Below are 24,037 nucleotides of genomic sequence, written 5' to 3' on the forward strand. Positions count from 1 at the left end.
CGCGCGGGCGCAGCCCCTCCGGGTCGCCGAGCAGGGCGACCGCCTCGGGGGCGCGCAGCAGCAGATCGGGGGCGAGCCGCCCGGCGGAGAGCACCCGCGCGAGGTTCTCCGTGGCGGCGCCCTCGTCGCGCAGCAGCCGCAGATACCACGGCGTCTTGCCCAGTGCCTCCGCGACCTTGCGGAAGCCGAGCAGCCCGGCGTCCGGGTCGGCGGAGTCGGCGAACCAGCCCAGCAGCCCGGGCAGCAGCGTCCGCTGGACCGCCGCATTCCGGGTCACACCGGAGACGAGGACCTCCAGATGCCGTAGCGCGCCGGTCGGGTCGGCATAGCCCAGGGCCTCCAGCCACCGCCCCGCTGCCTGCGAGCTCAACCGGGCCTCTCCGGTCTCCAGTCGTGCCACCGCGTCCAGCAACGGCCGGTAGAATAGCTTCTCGTGCAGCCGCCGCACCTCGCGCGCATGCCGCCGCCACGCCGCGCGCAGCTCCGTCACCGGCTCCGTGCGGAACCCCAGCGACCGGCCCAGCCGCCGCAGATCCGTCTCGTCCCGCGGCAACGAGTGGGTGCGGCGCAGCCGGTGGAGCTGGATGCGATGCTCCACCGAGCGCAGGAACCGGTACGCCTCGTCCAGGGCGGCCGCGTCCGACCACCCCACGTAGCCGCCCGAGGCCAGCGCCGCGAGCATGTCCAGCGTGGTGCCGCGGCGGAGCGACACGTCCGACCGGCCGTGCACCAACTGGAGGAGCCGCACCGCTGATTCGACGCCCCGCAGGACCCCCGGGACCGGCTTCACCTCGTGGTCGATCTCCGCGACCGGGGTGTGCTCCACCGCCCGGCGGCGCATCTGCCGCACCTCCGGCACGAAGTCCTCACGCTCGGCCGCCTGCCAGACCAGAGGTACCAGCGCGGCCACGTACGCCCGGCCGAGCGCGGCGTCGCCCGCCACCGGCCGGGCCTTGAGCAGCGCCTGGAACTCCCCTGTACCGGCCCACCGCCGGTAGTACGCCACATGGCTGGACAGCGTCCGCACCAGCGGGCCGTCGCGCCCCTCCGGGCGCAGATCCGCGGCGACCGGCCAGATGGTGCCCTCGGCCGTCATATCCGAGCAGATCCGCATCAGCCGCGCGGCCAGCCGGGCGGCCGCCCGCACGGCCGTGGACTCCTCCACCCCGTCCGGGGCCTCCGCGACGAAGACGACGTCCACGGCCGAGACGTAAGTCAGCTCCCGCCCGCCGCACTCGCCCATCCCGATCACCGCCAGCCGGCACGCCGCCGCGTCCTCGGGCCGCTCCTCGGCCGCGATCTCCAGCGCGGCCCGCAGCGTGGCGGCCGCCAGGTCCGCCAGCTCGGCGGCGACCTGGGTGACGTCCGTCGCACCGCACACATCCCGCGCGGCGATCGCCAGCAGCGCCCGCCGGTACGCCACGCGCAGCGCGTCCGACCGGGTCAGCCCCACCCCCGGCTTGCCCCAGATCCCCTCGGCCAGTGCCCGCTCGAAGCCGGAGGCGGTCGGGTGCGGGGCCGTCGGCTCGTACGCCAGCAGCGCCTGCCAGTGCCGCGGATGCCGGGCCAGATGGTCACCCAGCGCCTCGGAGACCCCGAGCACCCCGAGCAGCCGGTCACGTATCGGCCGTGCCGTGACCAGGGCGTCCAGCAACGTCTGCCGTGAGTCGGCGCACCCCTCGTCATCCCCGTCCCCGGGGGCCTCCGGAAGCGCCTCGACCAGCCGTACCAACCTGCGCAGCGCCAGGTCGGGATCGGCGGTCGCCCCGAGCGCGTCCAGCAGCCCGTCAAGCAGTACCGGATCGCCGCACACCCCGGCCAGCTCGGGCGCGTTCAGCAGCCGCCGGGCGGCCGAGGGGTCGGTGAAACCGTGCCGCAGCAGCCGGGTGACGTTGCTGCTCCTGCGTCCCTGCGGTAGGGCCATGTGCGCCCCCTCCATCCCTGTCCCCACATTCGCGCTGGGCCATCATGGAATCCCCTCGTCCCCAGCCTGTCTCATATCGGAAAGGGCCGGACGGCCGCTTTTACGGGGCCATCCGGCCCTTTCCGACCGGCGACTCGGTGGTCGCTACACCTGTCTTTGCCTGGTTGGTAAAATGCAGCCACAGACGGCCTTCGGCGGCAGAAACGTAGGAGGTGGCGTTGGGGGTGGTCAAGGCGGAGGTAATAAAACGTTGAGTGATGCATTGATGCGCAAATGGGGGCAAAATGGATTCGCTTGACACCGTGTCCGTGAGGTTTTGGACAGTGTCTTCCCTCGCTGGCATCGCGGCTTCTTCGGCGACTCTTTGAGACAATGTTCATCGAGCATTTGTCCGCGTTTTAATATGTGGCGGGTGCGGTAACCGGTTCCGACCCGGCCGTCCGCGTTGGTTCCCCGCGGACGGTAAAGGAATTCCCGTCCTGGTAAAGAGATTTCCATTGCGGTGGCCGTGATGAATTCAGGTTCGGTGGGAGGTGAACCGGTGGGCTGTCCGGAAAGCGAGGGGCGAGACATGGCGCGATGTGAACGCGCTGCTGGGCGGCGGCGCGCACGGCACGACGGGGTGCGCGACGCTGACCCGGTGCACCGCGATCAGCAGTTCCCGAACCGTCAGGTTCGGTTCGCCGGCCGGTATGCCGACCAGGTCATGGCTGCCGAGGAAGGCCATGACCCGGGCTTCCCGTGTGGGTGTGGTGGCGCGGTTGGAGGCGTGCATGAGGGCTCCGTCGGTCCGGGCCCCCATTGAGCCGGAACGTCCGGGTCAGCCGGCGTCGGCCAGAGGCCAGTACGAAGGGGGTGGGGTGAACAGGCGCCGCAGTTCGTCCGGTCCGCAGGAGGTGTTCTCCCAGTGCTCGGCGATCCGGCCGTCGACGAATCGCCACAGACCGCAGAACGGCACGGAGATATCGCGGGGACGCTCGGCCCTCAGTACCCCGAGAACGGTGCCGAAGTGGTCGTTGGCCGTGATCTGCTCCACGTCCATGACCAGGGTGTATTCGGTCATGCGGAGGAGTGCCTGCTCATGGGCGCGGACGGCCCTGATGCCACGGCGTACCCGGGGGTCTTCAACGGTCCGGTCCGCACGGTGCAGCACGATGTCGTCCGCGGCGAAGTCGACGAGTCTGCTCAGATCCCGGTAGATGGTGCGCAGGATCTCGGTGTGCGGATGCTCGACCCCCTCGGGGGCGCGGGTCATCGCGCCCCTCCCCGGTGCTTCGGCACCGGCTTGGGCCGCCACGGGGTGACCGTGGCGCAGAGTGCTTCGATCTCCTCCCACTGGCTGTCGGTGAGCCGGACCTCGTCGGCCCGGAGGTTCTCCTCCAGGTGGGTCACCGATGTGGTGCCGGGGATGAGCAGGGTGTTGGGCGCGTGGCGCAGCAGCCAGGCCAGCCCCAGCTGGGCTCCGGTGACCCCGTACCGTTGGGCGGCCTTGGTGAGGACGCCACCGGGGCCGACCAGGTCGCCATGGCCGAGCGGGAACCACGGGATGAAGACCATGCCGCGCTGTTCGGCGTATCGGAGGATCGGCTCCCCGGACCGGTCGGCGATGTTGTAGAGGTTCTCCACCGCCACGATGTCCACGATCCCGGCGGCCTGTTCGAGCTGGTCGACGGTGACCTCGGGCTGGCCGGACAGGCCGATATGGCGGATCTTGCCCTGCTCGCGCAGCTCGGCGAGCATGCCGAGCTGGTCCTCAAGCGGTACTAGTGGGTCGATGCGGTGCAGCTGATAGAGGTCGATGCGCTCCAGGCCGAGGCGGTGCAGGCTGACCTCGACCTGCTGACGCAGATACTCGGGTCTGCCCAGGGCGACGATGTAGGGGTTGCGGCCCTCGGCCCGCACCCAGTCGTCGGGGCCGGTGCGCAGCATGCCGCCCTTGGTGGCGATCACCAGATGGTCCGGGTAGGGGTGCAGGGCCTTCCGGATGAGTTCCTCGTTGTAGCCGGGGCCGTAGGAGTCGGCGGTGTCGATGAAGTCGACGCCGAGGTCGTCCACGGCACGGCGCAGCAGGCGGACGGCCTGGTCCGGGTCCTCGGGCGGGCCCCAGACGCCGGGCCCGGTCAGGTGCATGGCACCGTAGCCGAGCCGGTTGACCGTCAGGTCACCGCCCAGGGACAGGGTGGCCCCGGTCCTGGGCGCGGGCGGAACGGACGCGGTCACGCGGATCCTCGATTCCTGGGCTTGTACGGGGATGGGGTTTCACTGTGCAGGTCGGGCTCGGGAGGGACGGGAAGCTGCACCGGCAAGGCGTCGACGTTGCCCGTTCGGCGGCCGGACCGTACCCGGTCGGAGTGCACCCAGGTGCCGAGGGAGGATTCGGCGGTGATCCCGGGCCCGAACCCGGCGAGCAGGCCGCGGGCCCCCGGGGGCAGCCCCTCGGCGAACTGACGGCGCAGTGCCTCGAAGACGACGGCCGAGGCGATGTTGCCGTACTCGGTGAGCGTGGCGCGGCTGTGCCTGAAGGCGTTCGGCGGCACCTTCAGATGGCTGCACAGATCGTCCAGGATGCGCGGCCCTCCGGCGTGGATGATGTAGAAATCCAGGTCCGTGGCGTCCCAGCCATGTGCTTCGGCGAGCGTGTCCAGCGCGGGCGCGATCACGTTCATGGTGCCCGGGACCCGTTTGTCCAGCCGGAAGTGGAATCCGGTGGCCTTCACCTCGTACGCGATCCAGTCCTCGGTGCCCGGCACCAGATGCGAGGCGTTGCCCACCAGCTCCATCCCCTCCCCGCCGCTGCCGCGCATAACCGCCGCGGCGATCGCGTCCCCGAACAGCCCGTCGGACAGCAGCGAGCCGACGTCGAGGTCGTCCGGCTGGTAGCACAGCGAGCAGAACTCGCACGCCACGATCAGTACGTTGGACCCCGGATAGGCGCGGCAGAAGTCATGCGCCCGGTTGACGGCCGCCCCGCCGGCCGCACAGCCCAGCTGCGCGATGGGGATCTGCCGGGTGTTGGAGCGGAAACCCAGTTCGTTGATCATCCAGGAGGTCAGGGGCGGCATCGTGAAACCGGTGCACGAGACGAACACGATCGTGTCGATGTCCCGCGCCGTCACCTCCGCCGCGGACAGCGCCTCCCGGACCACGTCCGGGACCCGGGCACGGGCCTCGCGCACATAGAAGCGGTTACGGGCCTCGAACCCCGGATGCGTCAGGGTGACGGGCAGCGGCTGGACCAGATGCCGCTTCGCCACCCCGGTGTTCCTGATCATCCGCAGGACCAGCGGAAGCCTCTTGTGTCCTGCGTGCAGCCGGCGCGCCAGCGCCAGCGTCTCCTCCATCGAGATGGTGTTCTCCGGTACCCACACCGCCGGGCGGCACAGCACAGCCATGGCACACTCCCTTGCTCACGAAAGGCAACGACGAAGCGGAACCGACCGTGGACTTCGGGGTGGGCAAGACCGTGCCGCACACGGTGGTGGTTCACTCACACATCACTTCGCTCCACTTGCGCCCCGATGCAGACGGGGCAGGGCAGGAGGCTCCCTGCCCGTCATGTTGACCAGATACGAGGCCGCCCGCAACGGCGCGCACACCTCGATCTGGAGCTACGCCGGACATACGAGATGCGATCGCGCCCGGGGATGTGCGCTGCGGGAACACACTATTTCCGCCCCCACCCTTCACCCGGTTGTGCTCACACCACGCGCTCCCCTCGCATCCCGCGGGACACAGCGCACAACAGCCGCGCGCCGCAACCGTATGCGCACCCCCTACACCCCGGTGGGCCGCGGACGCCTCAGATGCTCTGGCGCGCCCTTGCCGATCGGGCGTGCGCGCCGGGAAGCCGGGGGAGACGCCACCGGACATGAAGCGATATGCGTCACCATCCAGTTACTGACCGTGTAAGGTTCGGAACATTTCTCCGGCCCGGGAGCCGGCGAATCACAGGGAGCGTCATGCGACTAGCGTGGGACCGGTACAAGGAGAACATGGAGCAGGCCCGTGAGACCCTGCTCCAGCAGCGCACCGAACCGCGGGCCCACCTGCGAGCGCAGGAGGTGAACCCGTACCCGCGAGAGGTGTGCGCGCGCTTCCCGAACGCCATCCGCCTGGGGCAGCAGCAGAAGCAGGTCCCGCTCATCATCGACCAGCTCTACAGCTGTCTGCGCTGGACCGGCCGCTCGGCGGTCTCGGTCTACACCCACGAGGCCAACGGCCGCGGCGATCTGATGCTCGGCGTGAAGGCGGCGCAGGCGCTGCGCCTGGTGTTCAGCACGGAGGGCCCGTCGGCCAACGACGTGGCGCTGCTGACCGCCGCCAAGGCGCACGCGAAGCTGCCGGAGCTGTTCGACGGCTGTGGCCTGCCCTATGTCATCCTTCCCGGCAGCGACTCGAACCCGAAGGCGGAGCCGGTGTTCGCCAAGGACCGCGCGCCTGAATATGTGCTGGTCACACCGCAACTGGCCGCGACCAAGGCGTTGCAGACCACCGTCGAGTCGGCGTGGGGCGGCAAGTCGATGGCGCTGACCGAGTACTCCAAGACCGAGGCCGCCCCGCTCGGTGGCGGGAAGACCTTCGCCACCGGGCTCGGCCAGGACGAACGCGGCATCACCTTCGACGCGGATCTGCGTGCGTACAAGCGGGCCCAGGAGGCGCTGGGCGAGGACGAAGCGGTCCGCCGCACCGCCCGGCTGGAGTACCTGGCGACGCTCTCGGGCAATGCCCGGCCGCTGCTGGCCGCGCTCTTCCCGGAGGACGAGGCGGAGAACCTCGACGAGAACCTGAAGAGGTACGCCGGCGACGGGCGCTCGCGGCTGTACTTCTCGTACACCAACAAGAGCGCCGGCCGCTTCGCGCTGGTCCTTGCGGAGTTCGAGAAGGCCGGCAAGCACGACGTCCATGTGGTGCAGATCTGCCCGGAGTTCTGGAACCCGAAGTTCGCGCTCAACCGGACCTGGCTGGTGGAGGGTCTGGCCGGGGAGCCGTTGCGCGGCTACCTTGCCGAGCGCGGCGTGGGCCGGGTGGAGCTGACGGAGTTCCCGGCCGGGAGCTCCATGGTCCGGTCCTCCTTCGAGACCGGTCTGGAGGGCGGCAAGCGGCTGCATCTCGTCGTCGCCGCCCGCACCGGCCACGCCGACCTGCTGAGGCTGGTCAGGGCCAGTGAGCCGGTGATGATGACGACCGGCAACCAGAGCACGTCGGAGGCGTTGGCGGCGGGCAAGACCATCCTGTACGAGAGCATCGGCATGGCGCAGAGCTGGGCCTTCTGCCGGTCGTTGTACCAGGGGGCCGGGGTCGATCCGCGCGAGATCGCCCGGATCGAGGCGGTCAGCCGCGACTACGACCGGGTCAGGGCGGTGCCGAACAGCAAGGAGCTGCCGGGGCTGAAGGAGTTCGCCGAGGCCGGCCAGGCGCTGGCGGTGATCCTGGCCAAACAGTCGTTCCCGAGGTTCAGCGACGTGGCGGCCGCGGGCAAGGACCTCAGCCGCTGGATCAGCGGGTACTACCTACGCCGGACGCTGCTGAAGTGCCCGGATCTCGAGCAGCGGCTGCGTAAGGCCGAGGAGCGGGTCATGACCGGCTACCAACGGGCCGAGACCTATGAGGAGTTCGTCCGGATGCTGCTGACGCTCCCGGCCGGCTGACCTCACGGGCCGCGGGCCGGACGGCCCCGCTCCCGGCGTCCGGCCCGGCTCGGCCCGGCTCGGGCAGTCATGAGCCTGGTGGCCTGGCGCCGCTGGGAGGTGCTGAGGATCCGGGTGGCACGGGGGCCAGAAGGCCCGAGTCGCGATACCCCTCGCAGAGGGATTCGGACGGCTCGGACACATCGTGGCTGGCCAGGCATACCCAGTGGCCGCCTGTAAGGTCCAGGGTGCAGGTCGGCGAGCCGTCTCCCTCCTGGCAGCCGTACCAGGCGGGCTCCCGCTCCGGCTCCCGGTTGACGACCCCGGAGGGCGTGCCGCTGAGCACACCTGTGAGCCGGACACTGTCACCGGCGGGCAGAGACAGGGTGCACCAGGCATGCTCCGGGCTGGGCACCGCGTCGACTTCCCGCGAACACCGTTCCGCATTGCGGTCGTTGGTCACGGACACTTCGAACTCGGTCGTCATAATCACTTGTAGGTAAACGGTATCGGGGGGCTTCGGTTCCGTGCTGACCGTGGACGGTGCGGAGGAGGGCCCTTTGGTGGGCGGCGCCGAAGGTGCGCCGGTGGGTGCGTCGGCGGGTGCGTCGGGACGCGAGGTCGCCGGGGTCGCGGCGGGAGGTGAGCCGCCGCCTGACTCCGTCGCGGTCGCACGGGACGCGGAGCCCTCACTCGACTGCGTCGCGGTTGCGGTGGCCGGGCCCGTCGACGACGCGGATGTCGGTCCGCCGCCCGAGCCGACGCATCGGGCAAGGACGAGGATCATCACGAAGACGACCGCCAGAGCCAGGACGACGAGCAGCCCGCGACGTCCCTCAGGGCGCGGGGTAGGGGTCCCCGCACTGCTGTCTGCCATCTGTTCCTCCGGCTGAGTTGTGCGCCCGGGTACGCGACCCGCCTACGGTTGGCTCCCGGTGACGGCGGGCGGGTCCGGCGGGGTGGGAGGAGCCGGCGGATCGGCCGGGGCGGGTTGCGGCGGGCGGTAGCGGAAGTAGGCCCAAAAGGCCAGAGACAGCGCGCCGAAGCCGATGAACAGCGCGAGGGTGGAAGCGAACGCGGGCGCGGTGCCCTGCCTCAGCACGTCCCGCCGGTTCAGCACCAGCAGGTGCACGAAGCAGATCACCGCTACCGCGTAGACGCCCAGCCAGGCGGGACGGCTCCAGGCCAGCAGGCGTCGCCCGTCCATCATGTGCAGCGGTATCAGCCCGAAGACGAGAGTCTGCACACTCAGAAGGAAGACCGCGGACAGCGCGGCGTCCAGCATCCGCACGGGCAGCCAGGTCCCGTCATGCGTACGCTCCAGGGCGACCCAGGCCAGCAGCGCGACAGCGAGCAGGCAGAGCGTTCCCGCGAGCACGCTGCGTCCTTCGTCCGCGTCCGACAGCCGACGCCTCGCCCCGTCGGCCGTGGCGTATCCGGCGATGAGGCCGAAGACATAGCCCGGCACGAATCCGGCCACCACCGACAGCAGTGTGCAGAACGCGGCCAGGGCGAGCCCCAGCGGCAGGACCGACAAGGCACCGGCCACACCGCCCGAGAAGCGCCGCGCGAAGGACTCCACCACCACCGCGTAGACCAGGGTGGTCACCGGAAAGGCCACCAGGAGGCCGAAGAAGAGCATCATCGTGTCGCCGCGGACGCCGATGGCGGGATCGATCAGGGTGGTCAGCAGCGCGGCGACCAGTGCGAACCAGCAGAACTGCCGCCTGGGTGACGACCACAGAGCGCCGAGAGTCCGCCCGCCGACGCGCAGAACACTCATCCGCGCCCGCTGGCGGCGCATCCACGCCGCCCAAGGGCGGAACCAGCCTTCGATCTCCTCCCGGTTCTCCTCGATCGTCTTGTTCACGATGTCCGCCGGGAAGCCGATCAGCAGGATCAGCGCCGAGGCCACCACCAGCGTTGTGGCCACGCTGCGCAGCCCCCACGGCACCTCGGAGGGCTTGGGGATCGCCGAGAACACCGGCGAGGTGCTGGCGGCGGGCGGCGCGGCATCGGCGGGGACCGCCGTCCTGCTGACGGCGATCGGGTAGCTGATCAACGTGCCCCGCGGGCAGTCGAGCGCGATCCGGTGTCGCCCCTGCCGGGTGTTCGCGGGGACGGTGAACTCGGCTGTGACGTACCCCAGTCCTCCCTCTGAGGCCAGCGTGGTCGCCAGCGCGCGGCCATCCAGCCGGACCTGGCCGCCGGAGCATTCATGGGCGGCGTTCTCGACCCGGATCGTCCGGCGCCTCTCGGCCTCCGACCCCGCTCCCTCGCTGATCTGGATTCCGGGCCCGCCGCCGAAGTTGTAACTGGGCGCGTCCTGGTCGAGCCCTTCGAGGTCGAGCGTGGTGGTCCCGGCCCTCGTCCAGGACTTGCCGTCGGCGGACCGGCATTCCACGACCACGGTGTGCGATCCGCCCCGGTCGTCGGCCGAGACGTTCGGAAACTGAAAACCGACGAGGAACGAGTCGCCACTGACGCGGTACGACGGCCAGACGTCCCGACTGCCGCTGCTCCCGCTCGACACGCCCTCCCAGACCAGGCGGACGGACGCCGGTGCCAGGAACCCGTCTCCGCCTTTCCCACACGCCTCGGGGGCGTGCGACACGCTCAGGACCGCGTACGATCCCTCGGCCGCCCGGCGCGGCGTCACTTCCAGCCGCGCGCTTTCGTCGGCTCCCGCCGGAGCGACCAGCAGAAACCCCAGCTGAAACCCCAGCAGAAAGACGAACGCTGACAGCCGTGCGGCCGCTGGCCCAGCCCGCCCCATGACGCCCCCCGATGACGTGCTCCCCGTACACGGTAGATGTTACGAAGGGTCATCGGTAGTCGCTCTCCGTGCAACAGGTCGCTAAGTCAGATCTTTGACGTAAGGCGCGGTCCGTCGTTTGGGCTCCCACAGCCAGTGACACGAGCCGGCCTGACGGCCCGTCGCCGCGACAGGCCGTGGCACCTGGATCATGACGGGCTTTCCTCGCGAACGTCTCCCCGCTCTCGTCGGCGTTCCGGGACGTTTTCGATGACGCGGCTGCGCCCGCGGAACTCGGCGATGACCTCCGCGCCCCGTAGGACGGTCACGTCGTAGATTCCACTGCGGCCGAATCGGGTGCGTTCGCGGGCGGACGCGGTCAGGACGTCGCCTTCCTTGGCGGGGGCGGTGAACGCGATATCGGCGCCCGCCGCGACGGTGACCGGGCCGTGGCTGTTGCAGGCGCAGGCGAATGCCGTGTCGGCGAGCGCGAAGATGTAACCGCCGTGGGCCGTACCGTGGCCGTTGACCATGGCCGCGGTCACGGTCATCCGGACAAGGGCCGAGCCGTCCCCGGTCTCCAGGAGTTCCATGCCCATGCCCTGAGAGGCCCGGTCGGTGGCGAACATCGCACGTGCCGGGTCGGTTTCCGGGGCCGGATCGCTCTTCACAGGGCCACCTCCATGGCGTCGCCCATGTCGCCGCCGACCGGCTCGCGGTGGTGGCGGGCGATATCGGACAGGCGGGTGAGGATCAGTTCGATGTCGTCGCGGGTGGTGCGGTGGTTGGTGACGCGGGCCCGTATGCCGTGGCGGCCGTCAAGGCGCGCCGGGCCAAGGAGCGCGGTGCCTTCCTCGATCAGTGCGGCGAGTACGGCGGTGTGGGCGGCCTCGGTGGCGCCCCTGATCCGGAAGCAGACGGCTGTCAGCGATACGGGCGCCATGAGCTCCAGATCCGGAGCCGCCTCGATGAGGTCGGCTATGTACTGGGCGAGATCGAGCATGTGCTCCATCGCGGCCCGGAAGGCGTCGACGCCGAAGCCCTGCGCGGCGTTCCGTACCTCGAAAGCCTCGTAACCGCAGGACAGTTGGGTGCTGTAGTCCATGTAGTCGACCATCAAAGGGTCATCTTCCTCGGTGCGGTACGAGGAAGAGAAGGCATAGGCCTGCGCCAGCACCCGCCCCCTCGACCTCATGAACACCATAGACCCCAAGCTCGTCGCCACAGCTTCGGCATGGACCCGCAGGCCACCTTGATTTATCTCGGCGACCGCGTCGACGAGTGTCGCCTTCCGGCTGCGGAGCCGAGCCATCAGTGATGAGCGGCAGCAGCAGAGGCCCAGGCAGAGACGACGGGATCAGAGGGTGAGGACGAGCTTGCCCTGGAGGTGACCGCCGTCGAGCAGCCGGTGCGCGTCGGCGACGCGCTCGAACGGGAACGTCTCCTGCACATGGACCCGGAGCCTGCCCTGTTCCACGAGTTCGACGAGACCCCGCAGGGCGACCGGATCGGGGTCGACCGCGATGCCGCTGAAGCGCATCCCGGCCGCCTCGTACTTGGCGATCAGCTCCGCGTCCTCCTCGGCGACCGCCGTCACCAGGTGGCCGCCCGGGCGGAGCACTTGGAGCGACCGCTCGACGGTGTCGCCGCCGATCGTGTCGAGCACGACGTCGACGTCGCGGACCGCCTCGGTGAAGTCGACCGCCGTGTAGTCGATCACCTCGTCGGCGCCGAGCCCCTCGACGAACTTCCGCTTGCTCCCGCCGGCGGTCGCGATCACGTGCGCGCCGAGCGCTTTCGCGATCTGGATCGCGACGTGGCCGACCCCGCCACCACCACCGTGGACCAGGACGCGGTCGCCCTCGGTCACGCCGCCGAGGTCGACGAGGCCCTGCCAGGCCGTCAGCCCGACGACCGGCAGCGCCGACGCCTCGATGTGCGAGAGCGACGCCGGTTTGCGTGCCAGGTGCAACGCCGGCGCCGACACGACCTCGGCGTACGCGCTCGCCGCCCGCGGGAACAGCGGCATCCCGAACACCTCGTCGCCGGGCCTGAACCGCCACGTCTGCGACGTCTCCTCGACCACGCCGCTGATGTCCCAGCCGAGGATGAACGGCGGCCGGCCGATCAGCGGGAACTCACCGGCGCGCAGGCGCGCCTCCAGCGGGTTGAGCCCGATCGCCTTGACGCGGACGAGGACCTCGGTCGGGAGGGGCCGGGGCTCGGGCGCGTCCACGATGGTGAGCACCTCGGGACCGCCGAGCCTCTGCTGGGTGATGACTCGCATGATTCTCCTGGCTTTGGAGGGGGGAGAACCCAGGCTAGGTTTCCGATAGGAACCAGCAGGTACCTCTGGCGCGGGTACCTTTGGCGCCATGAGCGGTTTCGGTCCCGGTGGTCCCTTTCTCGCCGACTGTCCGGCGCGTCTGGCGGTCGAGCTGATCGCCGACAAGTGGACGGCGGTCGTGCTCTACGGCCTCAGCCAGGGCCCGGTGCGCCATGGCGAGCTGATCGGGCTGATCGGTGGCATCTCCCGCAAGGTGCTCACCCAGACGCTCCGACGGCTGGAGGCGCACGGACTCATCCGCCGCCACGCCTACGCCGAGGCCCCGCCCCGCGTCGAATACGAGCTCACCCCGCTCGGGGCGACGCTGATCGAACCGATCCACATGCTGACCGAGTGGGCGAGGGCGAACGGCGACGCAGTGCTCGACGCGCTCGACGCCGATCCCGAACCGCTCGCCCACAGCGACCGAGGCCCGCGCTCAGGGCACTGAGCGTCCTCCCGGCCGCTACTCGGCATCATGCGCTGCGCATCTCATGTGGCCAGGTCCAGCCATTCCCCGACGGCCAGCACGTGTGCGCGCCGTCCGGCGTGCGTGCGGAACTCCCTCTCCGGGTCGGAGACCTCGACATAGCCCGCGATCTTGTCCGGCTGCTCCGTCTCGTAGTGCATCGGCACTGCGTACCGGGCGTCGAGGATCTCCGCGGCCGCGGCCGCCTGCATCGGGTCCATCGCGGCGGGCAGCGGGCTCGGCGGCTGAAGGTGCGGCGCGTCGACCACCGCGCCGTTGGCGGGCAGGAAGGCGGCGTCGAACGGGCTGAACCGGCGTGCGATGAGCCACCAGTAGCCGTGGAACATCGTGTCGCCGCCGTGGAAGACCCGCTGCCCGTCGGCCTGCACCACCCAGTTCAGCTGCGGGTCGCCCAGCCCGTCGACGGAGGGGACCGCGGTGACGCGGAACGGCCCGATTTCGCGGGTGGACCAGGTATCCACGACCTCGGCGGCCATCCGGTGCAGGGCCAGCTCGCGCTCGGCGGGCAGCGTCGTCACGTTGTCGACGTCGTCGCCGTGACCGGGCGCCGGTCGCAGCACCGGCGCCCCCGGGGGCAGCGCGTCCGCGAGCGCGGACGCGTCGGTGTGGTCCCGGTGCAGGTGGGTGACGAGTGCGGCGGTGACCCTTCCGCTCGGCAACGCCAGCCCCTCGCCGGGCTTCCACCCCGTGAACAGCGGTGAGAGGTCCCGCACGTAGTCGATCACCAGTCGCTTGCCGCCTGCCTCGATCTCCAGTCCCGCCCAGCCCAGTCGTCGCACCCGCATCTCGCACTCCTTCGTCCCGGGGGTTGCTTGGTTGCCGCGGAATTTAGCGTACGTTCGTTCGCCAAAGCAATAGCGAACGCTCGTACGCTATCCTTGTCGCATGTCACCACGACGCTCAGCGGCCGAAGCGCAGGCCACCAGGGGCCGGATCCTCGGCCGTGCCGCCGAGATCGCCTCCGAGGAAGGGCTGGAGGGCATCACCATCGGCCGGCTCGCCGAGGAGCTGGAGATGAGCAAGTCCGGGGTGCACAAGCACTTCGGCACCAAGGAGGCGCTACAGATCTCCACGCTGGACAAGGCGTTCGTGGACTTCTGGCACCGGGTGGTCGAGCCCGTGCTGGCCGAGCCGCCGGGTCTTCGGCGGCTGCGCGCGGTGTGCGCCAACTCGGTGGGCTACCTGGAGGCGCCACTGCTGCCGGGCGGCTGCCTGATGACCGCGGCGCTCAGTGAGTACGACGGCCGCCCCGGCCGGGTCCGCGACGCGGTGGCCGAGGTGTGGTCGCGTTGGCGGGAGCAGCTGCGGGCGGACCTGACCGCGGCGGTGGAGAACGGCGAGCTGCCCGCCGGGTTCGACATCGACCAGGCGCTGTTCGAGATCGTCGCCGCCGGGCTGGCGCTGAACGCGGCCATGCAACTCCAGCACGACCGGGCGGCCGCGGGCCGGGCCCGCCGCGCGATCGAACGGGCCTTGGGCCAGCCCTGACCGCATGCCGGGCCGGGCACCGGCGGGCCCCTTCGCGGCGGCGAGTCCGGCCACGGCGTTCCCTCGTCGACAGGGGCCGACCCGGAGGTCATCGTGGCCGAACGGGACTACGAGATGCGCGTTCGCGACGGCCGGATCGTCGAGTCCCGCGATTACCACAACCACGCGGCCATCGCCCAGATCATCACCGGCTGAGCGCCCGGCACTTGTCCAAAAGGGGCAACAGAGCGAAGGTCGTCGGTTCGAACCAGACGGTCGGCTCTCTGCCTCACCAGACCGCATGCCCCCGCGATCCTGGATCGCGGGGGCGTTGACGGCAAAAATTGCCGGCGGTTCCCTACCTTCGGCGCTTGGGCAGCCGGTCCATATGGCCCTTGGCCTCCCGACGGCTTTCAGTAGGCGTAGATCGATGTTGCCTTGATCCTCCTGTAGGCACCCCACGTCGTGCACAGCGTGGTGCTGGTCTTGTTGTACTGGGTACCGTGTGCCGCGATCTTCCAGCCCGGGTACGCGATGAAGCCGCCGCCCTTCTTGTACAGGCCGCCGTTGCCACCCATCGTGTAGCCCTCCAGCAGATAGTGGTACCCGGCTGCGGAGCGCAGGTACACGCACCCGTCGGCGTGCTGATAGGTGCCGTAGAACGTCCCCGTGCGGGACGCGGCCGTCGTCGGCGCGGCCGCTGCCGGTACCGTGGCGCCGAACACGATGGCCAGAGCGCCCGCGGCCAGAGCCGCCTTCCTCTTCATCATGCTTCCTGCTTTCTCCGGGTGCTCCGAGTCGATCACTGCCCCGTCGCGGGGCCCTGGCATTGAATCCTTCCTGGTCTCAGGAAGAATGTCCTTGACGCTCAGCGCACTCGTATTGACCCACAACGCCCTGTCGGCCTTCCGTTCGCAGGACGGCTGTCGGGGGATGCCCGGCGGCCTGCTCCGGTCCACTCGCTGCTCGGACGGCATCAGTTGGTGGGTTGGCCGAACCAGCGGGAGAGGTGGTGGTCCAGGTCCTGCTGGTCGTCGCCGATCCAGGCGATGTGGCCGTCGGGGCGCAGGAGGAGGCAGGGAACATCCAGTGCGGCGGTGGGGTCCGCGAGGTAGTCGACCCGGTCCGACCAGCCGCCGGTGGTCAGGCGTTCGGTGCGGTCCAGGAGCAGGCCGCGGCCGTGGTGCAGCAGATCGTAGAGGCGTCCGCCTTTCACATCGATGTCGGGCAGGCGGCGGCCGAGCAGGTCGGGGCCCTCGCCGACGTCGTAGCGGATGCCGATCGCGGTGATCTTCTCGGTGAGGTGGCGGTTGACCTCGTCGATGTCCATCAGCTCGGTGAGCAGTCTGCGCAGGGCCTGTGGGCCGGGTTCGGTGGAGTGCAGTTCCATCTGGGCGCGGGTGTTGTCCAGCACGTCCTGGGCGACGGGATGGCGTTCGCTCTGGTAGGTGTCCAGCAGTGTTGTGGGTGCCCAGCCGCGGATGTGTGCGGCCAGCTTCCAGCCGAGGTTGACGGCGTCCTGAATGCCGAGGTTGAGGCCCTGCCCGCCGGTGGGCGGATGGATGTGTGCGGCGCCCCCGGCCAGCAGCACCCGCCCGACCCGATAGCGTTCGGCCAGCCGGGTGGCATCCCCGAAGCGGGACAGCCAGCGCGGGGAGTGCACGCCGAAATCGGTTCCGGCGATGGTACGCAGCTGTTGCCGGAAATCCTCGAGGGTGGGTGGTTCCGGCGAATCGCTGACGCCCGCGGCGGGGACCACGACGCTGTATGCCCCTTTGCCGGAGGGCCTGAGCCAGAACCGCTTATGGGTCTGGCCGATTTCGGCCACCTTGGCGGCGATCTCCTCCTGCGGCACACCCACTTCCATCTCGCCCATCAGTGTCTCGGTCCGTGAGGGCTCGCCGGGGAAGCCGACGCCGAGGAGTTTGCGCACCGTGCTGCGCCCGCCGTCGCAGCCGATGAGGTAGCGCGTTCGCAGTTGTTCGCCGTCGGCCAGTCCGACGGTCACGCCCTCGTCGTCCTGTTCGAGGTCGGTCACCGCGCAACCGTGCCGGACCTGTGCGCCCAGTTGGGTCGCATGTTCCTCGAGCAGGTGAACGATGACGGGTTGCGGGATGCCCAGCAGATAGGCGTGCGCGGAGTCCAGGCGCTTGGGTGCGGGTTTGTTGATGGCGGCGAAGAGTCCGCCGGCCGGACGCTGTCTTCCGTGTTCGCGAATGCGTTCCAGCAGTCCGCGCATTGCCATCAGCTCGATACTGCGAATGTGCAGGCCGGCGATGCGGACCATGGACACGGGCTCGGTTTCCTTCTCCAGGACGAGTACCCGCACATCGTGCAGCCGCAGTTCGGCGGCCAGCATCGCGCCGGTCGGCCCGCACCCGGCGATGACTACGTCGAACACAGCGGGCGCGCGGTCGGCGCCGGAGCCCGACGCTCGGAGTGCGGTGACGTCGCTCCTGGCGATGTCGCCCGCGGCGGCGTCGCGCTCGGCCGTGTCGTTCGAGGACGGCTCGGCGGTGAACTTCGGAGAGTCCATAGGTGTTGCCTTTCGGGAGTGCCTTGTTGTCGAGGCGCTCCCGGCGACACCTACGTCAGTCGCCGGCCGTGACGGAAGGGGGGAGCACCCACGTCGATACAGCGTTCATGGGTCTCACCTCCTCGGGCGGTGTCACGGTCCACCGGAGGCTACAAGCCCGAGCATCGCCCCGTCCAACCCTATTCCCGGCCATGAGCATCACGGCTCCGAGCGCGGCGCGGTCGCCTGCGATAGTGAGCGCATGACGGACGCCTATGAGCGGATGATGCGAGTCAACCAGTCGAACTGGGACGCCCGGACCCCTGTCCACCTCGGCAGCCGGTTCTACGGGATCGACGGGGAGCTCGATCCGTCCCGCTGGTTCGCTTCGTGGGAGTGGGACGACCTTGGCGAGGTGGCCGACCGTGACGTGCTGCATCTACAGTGCCACCTCGGCACGGAGACGATCGCTTTCGCGCAGCGCGGGGCGCGGACTGTCGGTCTCGATTTCTCCGCGGCCTCGGTGACGGCGGCGACCGGTATCGCGGCGCGTGCCGGCCTCGATGTGCGGTATGTGCAGGCCAATGTGTACGACGCCGTGGAGGCCCTGGGTGGGCGGCGGTTTGACGTCGTCTATACCGGCAAGGGAGCTCTGTGCTACCTGCCGGACCTGGACCGCTGGGCCGGTGTCATCGCCGGGTTGCTGCGTCCCGGCGGTCGGGTGTACGTCGCGGAGTTCCACCCGCTGCTGAACTCGCTGGGCCCGAAGCCCGCTCCCGGAGAGGGCCCCGAACTCCTGCTGCGGCACGACTACTTGGGTGGCGGCGGCCCCGTGCACCGTGATGCGACATACACCTACACCGACGGCCCGGCCGTTGAGGGAGCCACCGACAGCTACGAGTGGATGCACGGGCTGGGCGAGGTGGTCAATGCCCTGATCGGGGCCGGTCTGGAGATCCGGCAGCTGCGTGAGAGTCCCGAACTGCCCTGGCCACGCTGGCCCGGTATGGTGCGTGGCTCGTCCGGCTGGTGGCGCCTGCCGGAGCCGGGGATCCCGCTGCTGTACGGGCTGTTGGCGTCACGCTGAGCGGACGGCCACGGCGCGCGGTGCGGATCGAGGCCGATGGCCTGTCCCTGTGGGAACCCTGCCTGATAGAACCCGCCGATGCCGCCCCGATCGCCGCACATCGGGTGCGGGACGTCGAGGTTTCCGGCCGTGGGAACCGACCCGGCCGGCCGACTTCTTCACCCCGGAGGGGCAGGCGGAGCGGATCGCCCGCGTGCTGGCCGGATACCGGACCGGCACGAGGCATCCCGCCGCAGCCGCACCTTCGCCGTGGCTCCGTCGGATACTGGATCGCCGGCGTCGCCCAAAACCAAGGGCACGCCGGGCGCGCCATCGGCCTCGTACTCCCAGTGGTGACGCAGGTCGACGGTGGCGCCGAGGTCGTCCAGGAGCTGGTCGACGACGGCGGCAGCCTCGCTGGCCCGGTCGCCCCCAGCCCTCCCCCCACCACAGGTGCTCGGTCGGCGCACATGGCGCGGGGTGGACGTGGCCGTCGCTGGTGGTGACCCACACGGTCCGGATCGCGGCCGACAGCGGCCTCGAGCGGCACTGTCGGGTGTCGCTGGTCGTGGCGTCGGCGTGCTCGCCGGGGCGGGCGGCGGCGGGAGCCCGGCCGGGCGGATGGCCACGGGCCTCGGCAGGAAGAAGGCCAAGAAGGCGGTGGCGAGGGACGCCTCTTTCCGGCCGAACGTGATCACGCCTGTCGCTCTGTGCAACGCCGTACTGCCACGGATGACCGCGGCCGGACAGGGCCGGATCGTCAACGTCTCCACTGGCGTCGTGGCCCGTCCGGGGCGGCCGGTGACGCACCGGCCGACCCGGACGGCGTCCGGTCAGGCCAGGTCGAACCGGTCGAGATTCATGACCTTGACCCAGGCGGCCGCGAAGTCATGGACGAACTTCTCCTTGGCGTCGTCGCTCGCGTAGACCTCGGCGAGCGCCCGCAGCTCGGAGTTCGAGCCGAAGACCAGGTCGGCGCGGCTGCCGACCCACTTGACCTCGCCCGTGGCGGCGTCACGGCCCTCGAACGTGGTCTGGTCCTCGGACGTCGATGTCCATGTAGTGCCCAGGTCGAGCAGGTTGACGAAGAAGTCGTTGGTCAGCGAGCCGGGCGTGCGCGTGAAGACACCGAGCCGGGACTGCTGATGGACTGCTCCGAGGACGCGCAGACCACCGACCAGGACGGTCATCTCGGGCGCGCTCAGGGTGAGCAGATTGGCCCGGTCGAGGAGCAGGTACTCGGCTGGCAGCCGGTTGCCCTTGCCGTGGTAGTTGCGGAACCCGTCGGCGGTCGGCTCGAGTGCCTGGAACGACTCCGCGTCGGTGTGCTCCTCCCTCGCGTCCACCCGACCCGCGGTGAAGGGCACCTCGATCTGGAAGCCGGCCTCCTTGGCGGCTTTCTCCACGGCGGCGGAGCCGCCGAGGACGATCAGGTCGGCCAGGGAGACCTTCTTGGCGCCCGAGTTGAACTCGCCCTGGATGTTCTCCAGGGTGCGCAGGACCTGGGCGAGCTCGTTTGGGTCGTTGACCTCCCAGCCGCGCTGCGGCTGAAGGCGGATACGGGCGCCGTTCGCTCCGCCGCGCTTGTCGCTGCCGCGGAAGGTGGACGCCGAAGCCCACGCGGTGGATACCAGTTGCGCTACGGACAAGCCGGACTCGAGGAGCTTGGTCTTGAGGACCGCGACGTCCTCGGCGTCGATGGCCTCGCCCTGGGCCTCGGGTAGCGGGTCCTGCCACAGCAGGGTCTCCGCCGGGACCTCCGGGCCGAGGTACAGCGACTTCGGGCCCAGATCACGGTGGGTGAGCTTGTACCAGGCGCGGGCGAAGGCGTCCGCGAACTCGGCCGGGTTCTCGTGGAAGCGCTTCGAGATCGGGCCGTAGATCGGGTCGAAACGCAGCGAGAGGTCCGTCGTGAGCATCGTGGGCAGACGCTTCTTCGACGGGTCGTGCGCGTCGGGGATGATCTTCTGAGCGTCCTTGGCCACCCACTGGTTGGCGCCGGCCGGGGACTGGGCCAGCTCCCACTCGTAGCCGAAGAGGATGTCGAAGAAGTCGTTGCTCCACTGGGTGGGCTTGGTGGTCCAGGTGACCTCCAGACCACTGGTGATCGCGTCACCGCCCTTGCCGGTGCCGTAGGTCGACTTCCAGCCCAGGCCCTGCTGCTCCATCGAGGCGGCCTCGGGGTCGTTGCCGACGGCCTCGGCGGGGCCCGCGCCGTGGGTCTTGCCGAAGGTGTGGCCACCGGCGATGAGGGCGACGGTCTCCTCGTCGTTCATCGCCATCCGGCGGAAGGTCTCACGGATGTCGCGGGCCGCGGCGATCGGGTCCGGGTTGCCGTTCGGGCCCTCGGGGTTGACGTAGATCAGACCCATCTGGACGGCGCCGAGCGGGTTCTCCAGCTCGCGGTCGCCGGTGTAGCGCTGATCATCGAGCCAGGTGGTCTCCGGGCCCCAGTACACGTCCTCGTCGGCCTCCCAGACGTCGGCGCGGCCGCCGCCGAAGCCGAACGTTTCGAAGCCCATCGTCTCCAGGGCGACGTTTCCGGTGAGGATGAGGAGGTCGGCCCAGGAGATGGACTGGCCGTACTTCTTCTTGACCGGCCACAGCAGCCGGCGGGCCTTGTCGAGGTTGCCGTTGTCCGGCCAGCTGTTCAGAGGGGCGAAGCGCTGCTGACCACGGCCGCCACCGCCGCGGCCGTCGCTGATGCGGTAGGTGCCGGCGCTGTGCCAGGCCATACGGATCATCAGCGGGCCGTAGTTGCCGAAGTCGGCGGGCCACCAGTCCTGCGAGGTGGTCAGCACCTCGGCGATGTCCCGCTTCACGGCCGCCAGGTCGAGGCCGGCGAACGCCTGCGCGTAGTCGAACTCCGCACCGAGCGGGTTGGCGACCACGGGGTCCTTGGCGAGCATCTTCAGGTTGAGCCGTTCCGGCCACCACTGACGGTTGCCGCCACCCTGGGTGGGGTGCGCGGCGCGGCCGTGGGCGACCGGGCAGCCGCCCGACTCCTCGGTCTTCGCGTCGGTCACGATGGCATCGTGGTTCTCGGACATGGCAATCCTTCTGGAGAGTGGACCAAAGAGATGGTCAGGTACTTGCTCACGCATGACGAGAAACGGGCAGAACGAACCCCGGCAGGTGACCTCGCCCCGCGCTTCGTTGCTCAGTGGCCGTCGCACACCGTCCGGTGACGCAGGCGGAGGAGTGTTCTTCACGAGCGTGCCGTGGGGACCGGTGCTCGCTGGTAGAAGCGGCTGGCGGGGACCAGTACTGTCCCTGTCGGTCTTCGCCGTTCCCCCGCGCGCCCCGGGCGCGTGGGGGCCTCGAGGGCACCAGCGGAGCGATCTCCGCTCGGAGGGGGTGAGAAGTCACGTCTGAGCGGGGGCTCCTGTGCCCGGCGCTTCGACGTCACGCACCGCCGTGTCCGGCTCTGCCCGTGGCGTCTCGCGCTCATCAGGGTTCAGCGCGAGAAAAACGAAGCCCGCGAGTGTACCGCCGACACCTTGAGCTATGAGATATATCCACAGCGACGACCAGGAGAACAATCCCGCCACAGAACCGCCCACGGCAACAGCCGGGTTGAAGACCCCTCCTGATACGCCCCCCACTGCCACCGCACCTGCGAGGACGGTAAAACCAATGGCCAGGCCGTAGAAGGAATTCTGCGGGTGGTCGCTGCTGGTGGCGACATTGAGAACCACGTAGGCCAGCATGAAGGTCAAAAGTGCTTCCGCTACGAGCGCTGCTCCGATCTGACGCCCCGACAAGGAGACGGCCGTCACCTCATCCGGATCGACGACCCAGCGACCGATCAGTCCTCCCACTAGTCCGCCCGTCACCTGTGCCACCACGTAAGCCATGGCCTCACCCACCTTGATGCGGCCTCTCACGAAGACGGCGAGCGTGACAGCCGGGTTGAAGTGAGCACCCGAGACATGGCCCCCGGCGTACACCATCACCATGAGGGACGCGCCAATCGCCAAGGGCGCGAGGGCCGCATTGGACAGTACTGTCGCGGTGATGGTGAAGACCAGGAATAACGCGCCGATGAATTCAGCTAACGGTTTACGCAAAGCTATCCCTTTCGAGTGTTGGTGTTGAGTGGTCATGGGCTCCGGTTCCGCAGCTCACAGACGACACAAAAGGACTTGTGGCGGCCCGCAACGTTGAACCGGCGGTTCCGATCAACACCCTAGGGGGGATTGGCAGATCTCTCATCGGTCTAGCTCTTACGAAACACTGACATCAGCCCGTCCATGTCCGCCGCGGACTCCGCACGGGTGCTGCTGGGCCAGTCGGCTGAACGGCCACGTCAATGAAGTGTGCTTGACGGCCGGTTCAGGCCGTTGTCGAGGGTGAGCACGGCCGGGCAGAGTCAGCATCCGGCCCAATCGGCGGAGACGACGTCAGGGCGAGGCGGCGATCCGCAGCTGGGCCGCCCACGTCTGTCGGTCAGGCCCCAACGTGTACTCGATGCGGCATTCGCATTGCGGTCCGGCAACGCGATTCCTGATGCGGAGAGTGCCTGCTCGAACGCGTCGCGAGTGACGCGGACATCGGCGTTGCGAGGCCGGCCAGCGGGTTCGCGCGGCGTTGGGGGTGTCCGGATCGGCCGCCTGGGCCCCGAGGCCGCCTTGGAGGGCTACCGCGTCCGCTGCACCCCGGCCACGAAGCTGGTCACCGAGCTGGTCGAGGCTGCCGACGAGAAGAAGCCGAGCAAGACCATCGCCCGCTACGGCCGCGTGGGCACCGACTCCTACCGCCTGGCCACCACCGGGGCACGAGCCGAGGGGACCCGCCAAGGCAGGCTAGAGCTCCGAGCGTGATCCGTCGGACTGCCCTCACAACCAGCGCTGAGCCGCTTCGACACTGTCTCCGATACTGGTGTTGAACGCGATGGCAGCCTGAGGCGCGTGCTGGCGGATCAGATTCACGATCTGTTCGAAGAGTGGAAGCAGCGGCTCGGTCTTGCGAATACCGCCCCCGACGACGATCACGTCCCACCGACGTTGGGCCAACGATGCTACGAGTGTGGACTCAGCCGACTGGTCGAACACGACCAAGGCCGTGGCCGCGTCGATGCCGTGCTCACCGAACCGTGCCAGCTCCTTGTCCAGGGCGGCGCGAAGGGCCTCCGCATCGACGTCGGGTATCGCCTGCGGATCGTAACCAACCACGAGTACGGAAGACATGCTGCCAACCTACTGGACGTATCATGCGAATCTTGGTGATCTTGTAGGTGTGCATGCCACGCGCGTGCGGTGGCGGGGTCCGCTCAGGTGAGGAGTTTCGCGAGCTGGGCCATCTCGGTGGGCGGGTCGATCACCGGCTGGATGAGGAGTTCGTCGATGCCGGCCTGTTCCAGGGCGGTGATGCGGGTGCGGAGGTCGTCGCGGGTGCCGACCAGGGCCAGGGTGTTCATCAGCGAGGGCAGGATCAGGTCGCGGTCCTGCGGTGCGATGCGTCCGAGGTAGTTGGGGTAGAGCTTGGTGTGGCGGTCCGGTGCGGTGGAGGTGGTGCCGCGCCGGTCGAGGAGCCGCCGCACCACCTCGCCTTCCTCCGGGCCGAGTTGCTCGGCGAAGGCGGGTGTGTCGGCGGCGAAGGTTAGTAGCGACATGACGAGGTGGCCTGTGGCGTCCCGGACCGGGTCGCCGTGGGGGTCCTCGTCCTCGTCGAGGAGGTGGAGCGAGGTGATCACGTAGGAGTCCGCCCGGAAGTCCGGGTGGGAGCCGGGGGCGTGGGGTGTGGCCTGGGCGGCGTGGCGGCGGGCGTTGTGCAGCGCGTGCCAGGCGGTGGGGTCCAGCAGGCCGAAGGAGATGAGGCCGGTGCCGCGGCGGCCGGCGACGGCGGCGGCCTTCGGGCCGAGCAGC

19 protein-coding genes and 2 pseudogenes are annotated in these 24,037 nt (G+C 69.6%); 5 read left to right on the top strand and 16 right to left on the bottom strand.

Going from position 1 to position 24,037, the window contains the following annotated elements:
• The 5 genes from ABD329_RS44245 to ABD329_RS44265 all read right to left on the bottom strand — a co-directional run.
• Positions 1-1,924 (bottom strand): bifunctional [glutamine synthetase] adenylyltransferase/[glutamine synthetase]-adenylyl-L-tyrosine phosphorylase (locus tag ABD329_RS44245; RefSeq protein ID WP_344317952.1); only part of this gene is annotated, 1,924 nt, incomplete at its 3' end.
• Between the two features lie 517 nt (positions 1,925-2,441).
• Positions 2,442-2,699, bottom strand: coding sequence for a hypothetical protein (locus ABD329_RS44250; protein ID WP_198280699.1), 258 nt, complete (start codon positions 2,697-2,699; stop codon positions 2,442-2,444).
• A 45-nt stretch (positions 2,700-2,744) separates the two neighbouring features.
• Positions 2,745-3,179, bottom strand: a complete 435-nt coding sequence (locus ABD329_RS44255; protein ID WP_198280698.1) for a nuclear transport factor 2 family protein — start codon at positions 3,177-3,179, stop codon at positions 2,745-2,747.
• Positions 3,176-4,144, bottom strand: a complete 969-nt coding sequence (locus ABD329_RS44260; protein WP_425574459.1) for an aldo/keto reductase — start codon at positions 4,142-4,144, stop codon at positions 3,176-3,178. Before ABD329_RS44260 ends, ABD329_RS44255 begins: the two co-directional genes overlap by 4 nt.
• Positions 4,141-5,316, bottom strand: coding sequence for a type III polyketide synthase (locus ABD329_RS44265; RefSeq protein WP_198280697.1), 1,176 nt, complete (start codon positions 5,314-5,316; stop codon positions 4,141-4,143). The genes ABD329_RS44260 and ABD329_RS44265 overlap by 4 nt, the downstream gene beginning before the upstream one ends.
• Positions 5,317-5,883: 567 nt before the next feature.
• On the opposite strand from ABD329_RS44265, the gene ABD329_RS44270 reads away from it, so the two are divergent.
• Positions 5,884-7,572, top strand: a complete 1,689-nt coding sequence (locus ABD329_RS44270) for a hypothetical protein (protein WP_198280696.1) — start codon at positions 5,884-5,886, stop codon at positions 7,570-7,572.
• A gap of 898 nt (positions 7,573-8,470) precedes the next feature.
• On the opposite strand, the gene ABD329_RS44275 is transcribed toward ABD329_RS44270, so the two are convergent.
• The 4 genes from ABD329_RS44275 to ABD329_RS44290 all read right to left on the bottom strand — a co-directional run bounded on the left by ABD329_RS44275 (position 8,471) and on the right by ABD329_RS44290 (position 12,593).
• Positions 8,471-10,327: an FGLLP motif-containing membrane protein gene (locus ABD329_RS44275; RefSeq protein WP_344317954.1), complete on the bottom strand. Its 1,857-nt coding sequence runs from the start codon at positions 10,325-10,327 to the stop codon at positions 8,471-8,473.
• A 188-nt stretch (positions 10,328-10,515) separates the two neighbouring features.
• Positions 10,516-10,935: a hydroxyphenylacetyl-CoA thioesterase PaaI gene (paaI, locus tag ABD329_RS44280; RefSeq protein WP_198278681.1), complete on the bottom strand. Its 420-nt coding sequence runs from the start codon at positions 10,933-10,935 to the stop codon at positions 10,516-10,518.
• A 38-nt stretch (positions 10,936-10,973) separates the two neighbouring features.
• Positions 10,974-11,618 (bottom strand): pyridoxal-dependent decarboxylase, encoded by a 645-nt coding sequence (locus ABD329_RS44285; RefSeq protein ID WP_306420145.1) that lies wholly within the window; start codon positions 11,616-11,618, stop codon positions 10,974-10,976.
• A gap of 45 nt (positions 11,619-11,663) precedes the next feature.
• Complete coding sequence (locus ABD329_RS44290; protein WP_198278673.1) at positions 11,664-12,593, bottom strand: NADP-dependent oxidoreductase; 930 nt, start codon at positions 12,591-12,593, stop codon at positions 11,664-11,666.
• Positions 12,594-12,681: 88 nt separating this feature from the next.
• Here ABD329_RS44290 and ABD329_RS44295 point away from each other — a divergent pair, with 88 nt between their 5' ends.
• Positions 12,682-13,083 carry a winged helix-turn-helix transcriptional regulator gene (locus ABD329_RS44295; protein ID WP_198278674.1) on the top strand — a complete coding sequence of 134 codons (402 nt, stop codon included), beginning with the start codon at positions 12,682-12,684 and terminating at the stop codon, positions 13,081-13,083.
• Between the two features lie 41 nt (positions 13,084-13,124).
• On the opposite strand, the gene ABD329_RS44300 is transcribed toward ABD329_RS44295, so the two are convergent.
• Positions 13,125-13,907 carry an MBL fold metallo-hydrolase gene (locus ABD329_RS44300; protein ID WP_198278675.1) on the bottom strand — a complete coding sequence of 261 codons (783 nt, stop codon included), beginning with the start codon at positions 13,905-13,907 and terminating at the stop codon, positions 13,125-13,127.
• Between the two features lie 100 nt (positions 13,908-14,007).
• On the opposite strand from ABD329_RS44300, the gene ABD329_RS44305 reads away from it, so the two are divergent.
• Entirely contained in the window at positions 14,008-14,610 is a 603-nt protein-coding gene (locus tag ABD329_RS44305) for a TetR/AcrR family transcriptional regulator (protein WP_198278676.1), read from the top strand.
• A gap of 392 nt (positions 14,611-15,002) precedes the next feature.
• Here ABD329_RS44305 and ABD329_RS44310 read toward each other — a convergent pair whose 3' ends face one another.
• Positions 15,003-15,359 (bottom strand): hypothetical protein, encoded by a 357-nt coding sequence (locus tag ABD329_RS44310; protein WP_246618658.1) that lies wholly within the window; start codon positions 15,357-15,359, stop codon positions 15,003-15,005.
• Positions 15,360-15,565: 206 nt separating this feature from the next.
• Positions 15,566-17,125 (bottom strand): rifampin monooxygenase, encoded by a 1,560-nt coding sequence (gene rox / locus ABD329_RS44315; RefSeq protein WP_198278677.1) that lies wholly within the window; start codon positions 17,123-17,125, stop codon positions 15,566-15,568.
• A 241-nt stretch (positions 17,126-17,366) separates the two neighbouring features.
• Here rox and ABD329_RS44320 point away from each other — a divergent pair, with 241 nt between their 5' ends.
• Positions 17,367-18,191, top strand: coding sequence for a class I SAM-dependent methyltransferase (locus tag ABD329_RS44320; protein ID WP_198278678.1), 825 nt, complete (start codon positions 17,367-17,369; stop codon positions 18,189-18,191).
• 812 nt (positions 18,192-19,003) lie between these two features.
• Here ABD329_RS44320 and katG read toward each other — a convergent pair.
• Both katG and ABD329_RS44330 read right to left on the bottom strand, forming a co-directional pair.
• Positions 19,004-21,220, bottom strand: coding sequence for a catalase/peroxidase HPI (katG, locus tag ABD329_RS44325; RefSeq protein ID WP_198278679.1), 2,217 nt, complete (start codon positions 21,218-21,220; stop codon positions 19,004-19,006).
• Between the two features lie 315 nt (positions 21,221-21,535).
• Positions 21,536-22,276 carry an MIP/aquaporin family protein gene (locus ABD329_RS44330; RefSeq protein ID WP_246618659.1) on the bottom strand — a complete coding sequence of 247 codons (741 nt, stop codon included), beginning with the start codon at positions 22,274-22,276 and terminating at the stop codon, positions 21,536-21,538.
• Between the two features lie 507 nt (positions 22,277-22,783).
• Here ABD329_RS44330 and ABD329_RS48400 point away from each other — a divergent pair.
• Positions 22,784-22,912, top strand: a pseudogene (locus tag ABD329_RS48400) (IS21-like element helper ATPase IstB); the annotation flags it as partial.
• 96 nt (positions 22,913-23,008) lie between these two features.
• Here the strand turns inward: ABD329_RS48400 and ABD329_RS44340 are convergent.
• A complete protein-coding gene (locus tag ABD329_RS44340; RefSeq protein WP_198278680.1) occupies positions 23,009-23,359 on the bottom strand; it encodes a hypothetical protein in 351 nt (116 codons plus the stop codon).
• An 83-nt stretch (positions 23,360-23,442) separates the two neighbouring features.
• A pseudogene (locus tag ABD329_RS44345) lies at positions 23,443-24,037 on the bottom strand (LLM class flavin-dependent oxidoreductase); the annotation flags it as partial.

The sequence above is a fragment of the Streptomyces javensis genome, from assembly GCF_039525925.1.
GTDB lineage: Bacteria > Actinomycetota > Actinomycetes > Streptomycetales > Streptomycetaceae > Streptomyces > Streptomyces asiaticus.